Below are 12,913 nucleotides of genomic sequence, written 5' to 3' on the forward strand. Positions count from 1 at the left end.
ACGATCGACCGTCCATCGTCAGAATATTCAGGGAGCAAGGTTAGATGACAACGATCGCGCTGTTCGGAGCCGGCGGCAAAATGGGCTACCGCCTGTCGACCAATTTCCGCGGTTCGCCTTATTCGATCCGCCATGTCGAGATCAGCGAGGCGGGCCAGGAGCGGCTGAAGACCGGCCTCGGCATCGACACGGTGAGCGTCGACGACGCGCTCAAGGGCGCTGAGGTGGTGATCCTGGCCGTCCCCGACACGCATATCGGCAAGGTCGCGACCGGCATCGAGAGCAAGCTTGCCCCTGGAACGATGGTGATCGTGCTCGATGCGGCCGCTCCCTTTGCCGGCCACTTGCCCAAGCGCCCCGACCTGACCTACTTCGTCACCCATCCCTGCCATCCGCCGATCTTCAACGACGAGACCGACATGGCGGCGAAGAAGGACTTCTTCGGCGGCGTCAAGGCTAAGCAGCATTTCGTCAGCGCGCTGATGCAGGGGCCGGAAGAGGACTACGCCAAGGGCGAGAAGATCGCTCAGATCATCTGGGCGCCGGTGATGCGCTCGCATCGCGTCACCGTCGAGCATATGGCTCTGTTGGAACCCGGGCTGTCGGAGACGGTCTGCGCGTCGCTGCTCGTCGTCATGAAGGAAGCGCTCGACGAGGTGGTCGCGCGCGGCGTCGACCGACAGGCGGCGCTCGACTTCCTGCTCGGCCACATGAACGTGCTCGGCGCCGTCATTTTCGGCGAAACCCAGGGCGTGTTTTCGGATGCCTGCAACAAGGCGATCGAGTTCGGCAAGCCGGTGCTGATGCGTGACGATTGGAAGCGCGTGTTCGAGCCGGAGGAGATCGCCGCCAGCATCCAGCGCATTACCTGATTCACTTATACCAGATACATATCATCTGAATTTGTGGTTGACTCATCATACCAGTTGGCTTTAGCTGTTCGAGCTCGCATAGCTGGGACTCCGGAAACTGCGCGAGCCGAGGAATGGCGGGGAAGGGGCAGCGAGGCTCGATCGGAGGAAGCCGCCAGAAGGCTTCAATCCGGGCGGCGCTGCCACTACTGCCTGACGAATTCAGACATGGACGATCGCCTCGGGACCCGAGGCTGAGTTTTCAATGGGAGGACTTCAATGAAACTCACTCGCAGAATGACGCTTGCAGCCTTCGCCGGCGTGCTCGCACTCGGCACCGCGATGCCTGCCTATGCAGCGGATCTCATCGCCATCATCACGCCCTCGCACGACAATCCGTTCTTCAAGGCGGAAGCCGTGGGTGCCGAAGCCAAGGCCAAGGAACTCGGCTACGAGGCGCTGGTGCTGGTGCATGACGACGACGCCAACAAGCAGTCGGAACTGATCGACACGGCGATCGGCCGCGGCGCCAAGGCGATCATCCTCGACAATGCCGGCGCCGACGCCACCGTCGCCGCCGTGCAGAAGGCCAAGGACGCCGGCGTGCCTGCTTTCCTGATCGACCGCGAGATCAACGCCACCGGCGTCGCGGTGGCGCAGATCGTTTCCAACAACTACCAGGGCGCGCAGCTCGGCGCGCAGGAATTCGTCAAGCTGATGGGCGAGAAAGGCAATTATGTCGAACTGGTCGGCAAGGAGTCCGACACCAATGCTGGCATTCGCTCCAAAGGCTATCATGACGTCATCGACGATTATCCGGATCTGAAGATGGTGGCGCAGCAGTCGGCCAACTGGAGCCAGACCGAAGCCTATTCGAAGATGGAATCGATCCTGCAGGCCAACCCCGACATCAAGGGCGTGATCTCCGGCAACGATACGATGGCGATGGGCGCCTATGCAGCGCTGGCCGCGGCCGGCCGCAAGGACGTCATCGTCGTCGGCTTCGATGGTTCGAACGACGTGCGCGACTCCATCACCTCCGGCGGCATCAAGGCGACGGTGCTGCAGCCGGCCTATGCCCAGGCCCAGATGGCCGTCGAGCAGGCCAACGACTACATCAAGAACAAGAAGTCGCCGGAGAAGGAAAAGCAGCTCATGGACTGCGTCCTGATCAATGCCGACAATGCTCCCAAGCTGGAGACCTTCGCGCTCAAGAACTGAGCCGGCGCGATGCAAGTGCGGGGGGCGAACGCCCGTTCGTCCCTCGCCTCCATTTCTTTTTCGGGTATTCTCGATTGCCATGACCAAGCCGACTTGCGTGCCCAAGAAGAGTTGGCTCATCCTTGCGCTCACCGCCGCCGTCGGCCTCAGCGCCTGCAAGATCCTGCCGACGCCGTCGGCCCAAGGTGGCGATAGCGCCAACAGCTCGGCCTTCAACCCCGACAGGATGGTCGCCGAGATCTGGACACCCAAGGTCATTCCCTATCTGCAGCAGAAGGCGGGGCCGTTCGCCGAGGTGCACGCGCTTGCCAAATCCGATCCTGCCGCAGCCGGCGCCAAGTATGGCAATCCGAAGAAGCAGGCGAATTCGCCATGGACCTTCGCGGTGCGGGTCGAAGGCAAGATCGTCGCCGCCAACACGCAGTCGCGTGCGGCAACCATCGATGTCGACGTCGATGGCGACGGCAAGGCGGACGCGCGAGTGCAGATCGGGCCGGCGATGCGCGGCACGGCGCTGCGCGACAGCCTCGACTTCGTGCAATTCAACGACTTCACCAACCAGATCGACTTCGCCCAATTCGGCAAGGCCTTCAACGCCTATGCCGACAAGACGGTGCTGTCCAAGCTGTCGCGCGATGGACTCGAGGGCCGAACCGCCAAGGTGCTCGGCGCCTATACGATCGAGAGCGGCCAGGAGCTGCCGCTGGTGACACCGGCGGAGGCCGAGATCGGGCCGAAGCCATGAGCCCCTCGCCCGCTCACGACGTCATCCTCAAGCTGGAGGACATTTCCAAGGTCTATGCCGGCACTGTCGCGGTCAAGCCTGCCAATTTCGAGGTGTGCAAGGGCGCCGTCAACGTGCTGGTGGGAGAAAACGGCGCCGGCAAGTCGACGCTGATGAAGATCATCGCCGGCGTCGAGCGGCCGACCGCCGGCCGCATCCTGCTCGACGGCGCCGAGGTCTCCTTCGCGTCGTCCGGCGACGCCGTGAGCCGCGGCATCGGCATGGTGTTCCAGGAGCTGAACCTGTTCGGCAATCTCTCGGTCGCCGAAAATATCTTCGCCACGCGCGAGATCACCAACGTCTTTCGCAAGATCGACCACAAGACGCAGGAGCTGCGTGCGGCCGAATTCCTCGAACAGCTCGAAGCCGGCATTCGGCCGGACATGCTGGTCGAGGATCTGCGCATCGGCCAGCAGCAACTGGTCGAGATCGCCAAGGCGGTCTCGCTCGATGCACGCATCCTGATCATGGACGAGCCGACCTCGGCGCTGAGCGCGGCTGAGGTCGAGATCCTGTTCAAGGTGATCGCCGATCTCAAGGCACGCGGCGTGGCGATCGTCTACATCTCGCACCGGCTGGAAGAACTGATCCGCATCGGCGACTACATCACCGTGCTGCGCGACGGCCGCATCACCGGCCAGGAGGAGATGCGCAACGTCGACACGCAGTGGATCGTGCGGCAGATGATCGGCTCGGACGCCAAGGACTTCGCCACGCCCGACGGCCATCGGCCCGGCGAGGAGGTGTTCCGGGCCGAGGAGATCTGCCTGCCGCGCGTCACCGGCGGACTGGCGGTCGATCACGTCTCGCTTTCGCTGCGCGCCGGCGAGATCCTCGGCATCTATGGCCTGATGGGCGCCGGACGCAGCGAGCTGTTCGACTGCATCATGGGCCGCCATGGTCAGGCGAGCGGCAGGATCTTCATCGATGGAAAGCAGGTCAGGGAGCGCGACACGACGCGGCGCATCCAGCGCGGGCTGGCGCTGATCCCGGAAGATCGCCAGCGCGAGGGCCTGGTCTCGATCCTGTCCGTCGCCAGCAATCTGACGCTGGCCAGCCTGTCGCGCTTCGTCAGCCTGTTCCACATCCGCGGTGGAGCCGAACGCCAGGCCGTCACGCAGATGGTGCGCGAACTGGCGATCAGGGTCGCCGACCCGGCGCAGGAGGTATCGTCGCTGTCGGGCGGCAACCAGCAGAAGGTGGTGATCGGCAAGGCGCTGCTCACCGGACCGAAAGTCCTTCTGATGGACGAGCCCAGCCGCGGCATCGATGTCGGTGCCAAGGCCGACGTGTTCCGCACCATGCGCAAGCTTTCGCGCGACGGGCTGGGCATCCTCTTCGCCACTTCCGACCTCGACGAGGTGATGGCGCTGTCCGACCGCATCGCGGTGATGAGCAACGGAAAACTGACAGGCATGTTCGATCGCGCCGAGGCAAGCGAAGCGGCGATCGTCGCCGCGTCGGCGCTCGGTCACGGACCCAGACCGCACACGGAGAGCAACGCCCATGACTGACATCCCGGCCAAGGCGGCTGCTCCATCCGCATCCAGAGGCTCGCTGCTGCTGACGCTGATGAAGCTGCGGACCTTCATCGCGTTGATCGCGGTGCTGGTGTTCTTCTCGATCGCGGCGCCAAACTTTCTCTCGGCCGCCAATCTGATCCTGATGGCCAAGCACGTCGCGCTCAACGCGTTTCTGGCCATGGGCATGACCTTCGTCATCATCACCGGCGGCATCGACCTGTCGGTCGGCTCGATCGTCGGCCTGTGCGGCATGGTCGCCGGCTACCTCGTGCTCAACGGCATCGACCTGCAGATCGGCTACACCGTCTATTTCAATGTCGTCGAGATCGCCCTCATCACGCTGGCGGTGGGTATCCTGATCGGCGCCGTCAACGGATTGCTGATCACCAGGCTGAACGTCGCGCCCTTCATCGCCACGCTCGGCACGCTCTACGTCGCGCGCGGCCTGGCGCTCTTGTCGTCGGACGGCCGCACCTTTCCCAATCTCGTCGGCAAGCCGGAGCTCGGCACCACCGGCTTCGGCTATCTCGGCGCCGGCCGACTGCTCGGCCTGCCGGTGTCGATCTGGATCCTGCTCGTAGTGGCGCTGGGGGCGGCCTATCTCGCCCGCTATACGCCCCTCGGCCGGCACATCTTTGCCGTCGGCGGCAACGAGCGCGCGGCGCGGATATCGGGCGTCCGCGTCAACATGGTGAAGATGTTTGTCTACATGTTCTCCGGCTTCTGCGCGGCGATCGTCGGACTCATCATTTCATCCGAACTGATGGCCTCGCATCCGGCGACGGGCGAAAGCTTCGAACTCAACGCGATCGCGGCGGCGGTGCTCGGCGGCACCTCGATGTCGGGCGGACGCGGCACGATCGGCGGCACCATCGTCGGCGCCTTCGTCATCGGCATCCTCTCCGACGGGCTGGTGATGATGGGCGTGAGCTCGTTCTGGCAAATGGTGATCAAGGGCCTCGTCATCATCGTCGCGGTGGTCGTCGACCAGGCGCAGCGCCGGCTGCAGAGCCGCGTGACCTTGATGCAGATGGCGAAGGTGGGCTGATCATGGCGCCGTTGCGCGGAGCGCTGATCGGCTGCGGCTTCTTCGCCGTCAACCAGATGCATGGCTGGCGCGACATCGATGGCGCCGCAATCGTGGCGATCTGCGACCGCGATCCGGAGCGGCTCAACATCGTCGGCGACCAGTTCGGCATCGAGCGGCGCTACAGCGATGCGGCTGCTATGTTCGCAGGCGAGACGCTCGATTTCGTCGACATCGCCACCACCGTCGGCAGCCATAGGCCGCTGGTCGAGATGGCCGCCGCCAACCGCGTGCCGGTGATCTGCCAGAAGCCGTTCGCGCCGACGCTTGCCGACGCCAAGGCCATGGTCAAAGCCTGCGCGGAGGGCGGCGTACCGCTGATGGTGCATGAGAACTTCCGCTGGCAGTCGCCGATCCAGGCGGTGCGCGCAGTGCTCGACAGCGGTGAGATCGGCAAGCCGTTCTTCGGGCGCATCTGCTTCCGCTCGGGCTATGACGTATTTTCCGGCCAGCCCTATCTCGCGACGGGCAAGCGCTTCATCATCGAGGATCTCGGCATCCACATTCTCGACATCGCGCGCTTCCTGCTCGGCGACGTGTCGAGCCTCACCGCGCGTACCATGCGCGTCAACCCTAACATCGCAGGCGAGGACGTGGCGACGATGCTGATGGACCATGAGGGCGGCGTCACCTCCGTGGTCGATTGCAGCTATGCGACGAAGCTTGCCGCCGAGCCGTTCCCCGAGACGCTGATCGAGATCGACGGCAGCCACGGCACGATCCGCCTGGCACAGGGCTACCAACTCACGGTGACCGGCAAGAGCGGTACCAGCGTTTCCGACGTCTCGCCGCCGCTGCTCCCCTGGGCGTCGCGGCCATGGCACAACATCCAGGAAAGTGTCGTCGCCATCCAGAGGCACTGGGTGGACTGCCTGACGACGGCCAAGGAGCCGGCGACATCCGGCGCCGACAACCTCAAGACATTCGCGCTGGTCGAGGCCGCCTATGCCGGCGCTGGCAGCCGGCAGCCGGTCGAGATCGACGACCTCCTGCAATGACCACGAATCCATTCCCCCTCTACGGCACACGCGCGATGGACGCCGAACCGGTCCGGCTCAACGCCGGTCCCCTCAGCGCCGACTTCGTCAACGGCAATCTGCGCAGCATCCGCCACGGCGGCATCGAGGTGCTGCGCGCCATTGCCTATGTCGTGCGCGACCGCGACTGGGGCACCTATGAGCCGGCGCTGTCGGACCTGATCGTCGAACAGGGCAGTGACGGTTTCTCCGTGCGCTACTCGGCACGCTGCGAAGGGCCGGGCGGAAGCCGGCTCGGCTTCAGCGCCAGGATCGAAGGGCACGCCGACGGCCGACTGATCTTCGACGTGACGGCGCTGCCCGAAAGCGATTTCGAGACCAACCGCTGCGGCTTCTGCATCCTGCATCCGATTGCCGGCCTTGCCGGCAGCCCGGTCAAGGTCGAGCATACGGACGGCCGGGTGATCGACACGAGACTGCCTTTGCTGATCGACCCCTGGCAGCCGTTCAAGGACATGCGCGCCATCACCCATCAGGTCCGCCCGGGCATCACCGCCGAGTGCCGGATGGAAGGCGACACGTTCGAGATGGAGGACCAGCGCAACTGGTCGGATGCGTCCTACAAGACCTATGTGCGGCCGCTGGCTCTGCCCTGGCCCTATGTTCTGCCGGCAGGCCAGCCAGTGCGCCAGACGGTCAGCCTGCTGATCGCGGGCAATGTGAGGGCGGCCGCGACAACGGGTGCCGTGCCGGTCCGCATCGAACCCGGCGAAGCGGGGCCAAAGCTGCCCGATCTCGGCGTGGTGGCCTATCCGGAGGATGTCGAGGCGACGCTCGGCAAAATGGCGCTGCTGTCGGAGCTTGGGCCGCAACAACTCCTGCTCCACTTCGACCCGACACGCGGCCATGGCCTGGACGCCTTGCGGGCTCATGCCAGGGTTGCCAGCACTTTTCCCGCCACGACGACGCTCGAATGCGTCGTTGCTTGCAGCGGAAATCTCGATGCCGGGCTATCCGGTGTCGCCGAGATGGTGCGCCAGGCAGGCTTGCGGCTCGATGCGATCGCGGTCTCGCCTTCGGTGGACCGGCAGTCGACGCCGCCCGGCAGCGCCTGGCCGGACTGTCCACCGCTGGAGGATGTCTATGCCGCGGCTCGGCGCGCTTTCCCGGAGATTCGCCTCGGTGGCGGCATGTTCAGCTATTTCACCGAACTCAACCGCAAGCGCGTGCCAGCTGGCGCGCTCGACTTCGTCAGCCATTGCACCTGCCCGATCGTGCATGCGGCGGACGACCTCAGCATCATGCAATCGCTGGAGGCGCTGCCTTTCATCACCCGATCGACACGGGCCATCTACGGAACCAAAGCTTACCGCATCGGGCCTTCGACCATCGCCATGCGGCAGAACCCGTATGGCGGCGCGACCAAGGACAATGCGGATGGGCTGCGCATCGCCATGGCCAATCGCGATCCGCGTCATGCCGGCCTGTTCGCGGCCGCCTGGACCATCGGCTATGCCGCGCGCGTAGCGCCTGCGGGATTAGAGATGCTGACGCTTTCCAGCTTCGCGGGGCGCTTCGGCGTGCTTGCCGAGGCGGGCGAACCCAGCGAGGAAGGAACGCCCCGGCCGATCTTCCACGCACTGCAAGGCCTTGCCGCCCTGGCCGGCCAGACGCATATCGCCATGCGCGCAAGCGACGAGAACCGCCTGGCGGTGCTCGCAGGCCGCGCTGACAGCGGCGCCGTCACGATCTGGCTGGCAAACGTCACACCCGACGAGGTGTCTGTCGACGCCTCGACGCTGGCAGCGGCAGGCCCGGTTATGATTTGGGACGGAGCCGGAGCGGGCAGGCTTGATCCCGGCGCGGCTTCAGGGCACTTCACAATGCCGGCCTACGCCATAGCCAGGCTCGGCTGAGCGGACCTAAAACGCGTCGCGCTGAAACGAATTCAAGCGACGCGCTTTGAGTTTTGTTTTGATGCATTCGTTGTCTCAGAACCGCGGCACGCTTCTGAGCGACATGCATTATTTCTCCCAGTTCATCACATAGAGGGCGCGCGAGCGCTCGAGATGCTTGATCATCGCCTTTTCGGCGCCGTCGGCATCCTTCTTCTCAATGCGGCCGATGATCTCTTCGTGTTCGGTCAGCGTGAACTTTTCCTTGCCGGTCCAGATCAGCATCTCGGTGTGATATTCCTTCAGCCAGCCGAGCATCGCCTCGCTGACGGCGACATAGATCGGATTGCCCGATATCGCCGCGATCTGGGTATGAAACCGCATGTCGGCGGAAATGAACGCCTCCGCATTGCCGCGCGCGGCGCGCTGCTCGGCGACGATTGCTTTGAGCCTTTGCACATCTTCGGGCCTCGCCTTCTCGGCGGCCTCCCTGACCATGCCGCGCTCGAAGAAGATGCGCGCGCTCTTCAAATGCTCCAGCGTGTCCTTCGAGGACGACAGGATGATCTTCGCCGCGCCGTCGACCTGCTTGATGATCGACTTGGCGGTGAGCTGCAGCACCTTGGCGCGCTCGCCATGCGAGATGGCGACCAGGCCCATATTGCTCAGCGCCTGCATGGCTTCGCGAATCGCCGGCCGGCCGACCTCGAAGCGCTCCATCAGTTCGCGCTCGGACGGCATGTCGTCGCCCGGCTGCAACTCGCCGCTGGTGATGAGGCGCTTCAACCTGACGAAGACTTCATCGGAAAGCTTGCGCCGGACGATCGGTTCCGAACGGTTCATCGCCGCGAATCACTCCCTTGATCCAGTCCCAATCTAGCATTGCAGTTGCAATTTCCGGAATGGCTGTCGCCCTTTCGCGCGATGCCCGGCCCAGCCAGGATATTGCTTGCAATGCTTATGTACTCATTATACCAGATTTCGACGACAGGGAATTCATTTCCTGCCTTTGACTGGGTATGGCGGCCATGATCACCCTCACCTACCGCATCGAGACCTCGGGCAGCATCGAGGCGCTGGCGGCCAAGATCGCCAGCGACCAGTCGACCGGCACATTCGTCGCACTGCCCGGCGAGACCGAGGCGTTGAAGGCGCGCGTGGCGGCGCGCGTGCTGGCGATCCGGCACTTGGCCGATGCCGAGCACCCTTCCATCCCCGAGACCGGTCCCGGCCCGTTCAAGCGCGCCGACGTCGATATCGCCTTTCCGTTCGATGCGATCGGCACCGACCTGGCGGCGCTGATGACGATCGCCATTGGCGGCACTTACTCGATCAGGGGCCTGTCGGGCATTCGAGTCGTCGACATGAAACTGCCTCAAGAGTTCCGAGGCGCTCATCCGGGTCCACAATTCGGCGTCTCCGGCAGCCGGCGGCTGACCGGCGTGGAAGGCCGCCCGATCATCGGCACCATTGTCAAGCCGGCGCTCGGCCTGCGCCCGCACGAGACGGCCGAGATGGTGGGCGAGCTGATCGAGGCCGGCGTCGACTTCATCAAGGACGACGAGAAGCTGATGAGCCCGGCCTATTCGCCCCTGTCGGAGCGGGTAAAGGCGATCATGCCGCTGATCCTCGACCACGAGCAGAAAAACGGCAAGAAGGTGATGTACGCTTTCGGCATCTCGCATGCCGATCCGGACGAGATGATGCGCAACCACGATATGGTGCTCGCGGCCGGCGGCAATTGCGCGGTGGTCAACATCAACTCGATCGGCTTTGGCGGCATGGCCTTCCTGCGCAAGCGCTCCGGCCTGGTGCTGCATGCGCACCGCAACGGCTGGGACATCCTCACCCGCCATCCGGGCCTCGGCATGGATTTCAGGGTCTGGCAGCAGTTCTGGCGGCTGCTCGGCGTCGACCAATTCCAGATCAACGGCATCGCCTCGAAATACTGGGAGTCCGATGACTCCTTCATTCGCTCCTTCGAGGCGGTGACCACGCCGCTGTTCTCGCCCGCCGATTGCGCGCTGCCGGTGGCGGGCTCGGGCCAGTGGGGCGGACAAGCGCCCGAGACTTATGAACGCACCGGGCGCACCGTCGATCTCCTCTATCTATGCGGCGGCGGCATCGTCAGCCACCCGGACGGGCCCGGCGCCGGCGTGCGCGCCGTGCAGCAGGCCTGGCAGGCCGCGGTGGAGGGCATTCCCCTCAAGGAATTTGCCAGGAGCCATGTCGAGCTGGCGCGCTCGATCGAGAAATTCGCCGACGGCAAGGCGGCCTGAGCATGCAGAACCTACTCCTCAGCTATTATGGCGATGACCTCACCGGCTCGACCGACGTCATGGAAGCACTCGAGCTCGGCGGCGTGCCCACCGTGCTGTTCATGCGCAAGCCGGATGCCGGCCTGCTTGGACGCTTCGCGCATTGTCGCGCCATTGGCCTCGCCGGCACCAGCCGAAGCGAGTCGCCGCAATGGATGGACACGCATCTCAAGGACGCGTTCGCCTGGCTGAAGACGCTTCGGGCCGAGATCTGCCACTACAAGGTCTGCTCGACCTTCGATTCCAGCCCTACGATCGGCAGCATCGGCCGGGCGACCGAGATCGGCCGCGCCGTGTTCGAGCAGAACTGCGTGCCGCTGCTGGTCGGCGCACCGCAACTCAGGCGCTACACCGCCTTCGGCCATCTGTTCGCCGCTTATCGCGACCGCTGCTACCGCATCGACCGCCATCCGGTGATGAGCCGCCACCCGGCGACTCCCATGGACGAGTCGGACCTCCTGGTGCATCTGTCGCGCCAGACCGATCTTCCGTCGGGCTTGCTCGATCTGGCGACGCTGCGGTCGCCGGATCGATCCGCAGCCTTCGATAGGCTGGCCGCAGATTCGGCGATCGTGCTCATCGACGTCGACAGCCCCGAAAGCCAGGCGCTGGCCGGCAAGGAGATCTGGCGCGCACGCCCGCCCGGGGGATACTTCGTCGTCGGCTCCTCCGGCATCGAATATGCGCTGCTCGCAGAATGGACCGGGGAGACGGGATCGGACACCGGGCACGGCTTTGCGCCACCCGGAGCCGCTGACCGCATCGCTGTTGTGTCGGGCAGTTGCTCGCCGACGACGGAACGGCAGATCCGGCACGCGATGAGCGACGGTTTCGACGGCATCGAGGTCGATCCGGTCGAGCTGGTCTCGGAGCATTCCGACAAGGCAATCGCGCGCGCAGCCGCTGCGGGCAAGGCCAGCCTCGAGGCCGGGCGCAGCGTGATCCTCTACACGGCGCTTGGGCCAGCAGCCGATCGCGGGGCCGAGATCGACCGGCAGGAAGGCGCCCGGCACAAGGTCGGCCGCGGGCTTGGCGAACTGCTGCGTCACTTGACCGTGGAGCAGAAATTGCGACGCGTCATTATCGCCGGTGGCGATACGTCCAGCCACGCCCTTGGCGAGATGGGCGTAGACGCTCTGACAGTCAGGATGCCGCTTCCAGCCTCCCCCGGCTCGCCACTCTGCGTCGCCCATTCCAGCATCGCGGCGATCGACGGGCTGGAGATCGCGCTGAAGGGCGGCCAGGTCGGAACCGACCGCTATTTCTCGGCCATCCGCGATGGCCTCGGCGGTTGACAGCGTCAGCCGGCCTCAACCGCCGGCAATTCCTCAGGGCGGGGTGAGAGAACAAAACGGAGAATGGTCTCTCGCTCGCGTGGACATACGTCCCGCTTTCTATCGAGCTCGACGCAAGGGCAAGCCAGGCATCGTCATCGGAGGGCTGCGACGATTGCTTCGGGTGCATCCTCCTGGACGAGATGACCCGCCATGGGCACCGGCGTCAACGCGCCATTTGTAAGCTTGTTCGCCAACCGCTCTCCTTGGCTGATGGGAATCCACTGGTCTTGTTCTCCCCACAACAGCCTGACAGGACAGCTCATCGCAGAATAAAGCTCTTCGATTTCATCGGTGTATTTTTGATCCATTTGAGCGATCTGCCGATAGAATGCCGGCTTCCCGACCGGCCCCAGCCAGGGCTCCAGGTACAGGTTCATGGCTTCATCGCTGAGCGGCCTGAAGGCTGCGCCTTGCAGATAGGCCCGCAATATCGCCTCATGGATGTAGTCAGGCACGCCAGCGAATGCCGCTTCATGTTCTCGGACATGCTGGACCAGCGGTGAACCCCAAGGGGCGACCGCAACCGGGTCGACCAAGATCAAGCTCCGGTAGCGAATCTTCTGAAGGTAGTGGGCTCGCAGCGCCGTCGCGCCGCCAAAATCGTGAGCGAGGACGTCTGGGTCCTGCAGACCCCATTCCCTCAACAACGCCGCAAAAAGCCTGTTCTGGATGCCTAAGGAAACGTCCGGGACGTTCTCCTTGGCCGACCGGCCATATCCTAGAAGGTCAAAGAAGTAGACGGAGCGCCTGGACGCCAGGAGCGGAGCGATCCGGCGCCAAACCTGGGAGGAAAATGGCGTCCCATGGATCATGACCAAAGGCGGGCCTTCGCCAATTCGGCCCCACGCAATCTTTTGGTCCTCAAAACGAAACGACTGATCAAACTGCAGCATGCTTCCCTCTTGATAACCGCTAATGGG

General features: G+C 64.3%; 11 protein-coding genes. 9 read left to right on the forward strand and 2 right to left on the reverse strand.

The features are described from left to right. Positions 1–44 precede the first annotated feature (44 nt). The 7 genes from EJ074_RS12185 (at position 45) to EJ074_RS12215 (ending at position 8,359) form a co-directional block, all read left to right on the forward strand. Positions 45–872, forward strand: coding sequence for a phosphogluconate dehydrogenase C-terminal domain-containing protein (locus EJ074_RS12185; protein ID WP_129553478.1), 828 nt, complete (start codon positions 45–47; stop codon positions 870–872). Between the two features lie 258 nt (positions 873–1,130). Continuing rightward, entirely contained in the window at positions 1,131–2,072 is a 942-nt protein-coding gene (locus tag EJ074_RS12190) for a D-ribose ABC transporter substrate-binding protein (RefSeq protein WP_095807824.1), read from the forward strand. A 79-nt stretch (positions 2,073–2,151) separates the two neighbouring features. Continuing rightward, entirely contained in the window at positions 2,152–2,817 is a 666-nt protein-coding gene (locus EJ074_RS12195; RefSeq protein WP_095807823.1) for a DUF2291 family protein, read from the forward strand. After that, positions 2,814–4,370, forward strand: coding sequence for a sugar ABC transporter ATP-binding protein (locus EJ074_RS12200; RefSeq protein WP_129553479.1), 1,557 nt, complete (start codon positions 2,814–2,816; stop codon positions 4,368–4,370). Before EJ074_RS12195 ends, EJ074_RS12200 begins: the two co-directional genes overlap by 4 nt. After that, positions 4,363–5,427, forward strand: coding sequence for an ABC transporter permease (locus EJ074_RS12205; RefSeq protein WP_095807821.1), 1,065 nt, complete (start codon positions 4,363–4,365; stop codon positions 5,425–5,427). Before EJ074_RS12200 ends, EJ074_RS12205 begins: the two co-directional genes overlap by 8 nt. 2 nt (positions 5,428–5,429) lie before the next feature. Beyond that, complete coding sequence (locus EJ074_RS12210; RefSeq protein WP_095807820.1) at positions 5,430–6,464, forward strand: Gfo/Idh/MocA family oxidoreductase; 1,035 nt, start codon at positions 5,430–5,432, stop codon at positions 6,462–6,464. After that, positions 6,461–8,359: a hypothetical protein gene (locus EJ074_RS12215; protein ID WP_095807819.1), complete on the forward strand. Its 1,899-nt coding sequence runs from the start codon at positions 6,461–6,463 to the stop codon at positions 8,357–8,359. The genes EJ074_RS12210 and EJ074_RS12215 overlap by 4 nt, the downstream gene beginning before the upstream one ends. A 108-nt stretch (positions 8,360–8,467) precedes the next feature. Here the strand turns inward: EJ074_RS12215 and EJ074_RS12220 are convergent, their stop codons facing one another. Continuing rightward, positions 8,468–9,181, reverse strand: coding sequence for a transcriptional regulator NanR (locus EJ074_RS12220; RefSeq protein WP_095807818.1), 714 nt, complete (start codon positions 9,179–9,181; stop codon positions 8,468–8,470). Between the two features lie 185 nt (positions 9,182–9,366). Here EJ074_RS12220 and oiaX point away from each other — a divergent pair, with 185 nt between their 5' ends. Both oiaX and EJ074_RS12230 read left to right on the forward strand, forming a co-directional pair. After that, entirely contained in the window at positions 9,367–10,617 is a 1,251-nt protein-coding gene (oiaX, locus tag EJ074_RS12225) for a 3-oxo-isoapionate-4-phosphate decarboxylase OiaX (protein ID WP_095807885.1), read from the forward strand. A 2-nt stretch (positions 10,618–10,619) separates the two neighbouring features. Beyond that, positions 10,620–11,951, forward strand: coding sequence for a four-carbon acid sugar kinase family protein (locus tag EJ074_RS12230; protein WP_095807817.1), 1,332 nt, complete (start codon positions 10,620–10,622; stop codon positions 11,949–11,951). A gap of 134 nt (positions 11,952–12,085) precedes the next feature. On the opposite strand, the gene EJ074_RS12235 is transcribed toward EJ074_RS12230, so the two are convergent. Continuing rightward, positions 12,086–12,886: an alpha/beta hydrolase gene (locus EJ074_RS12235; RefSeq protein WP_095807816.1), complete on the reverse strand. Its 801-nt coding sequence runs from the start codon at positions 12,884–12,886 to the stop codon at positions 12,086–12,088. Between the last annotated feature and the right edge of the window lie 27 nt (positions 12,887–12,913).

Origin of the sequence: Mesorhizobium sp. M3A.F.Ca.ET.080.04.2.1, from assembly GCF_003952525.1 — a bacterium.
Lineage (GTDB): Bacteria > Pseudomonadota > Alphaproteobacteria > Rhizobiales > Rhizobiaceae > Mesorhizobium.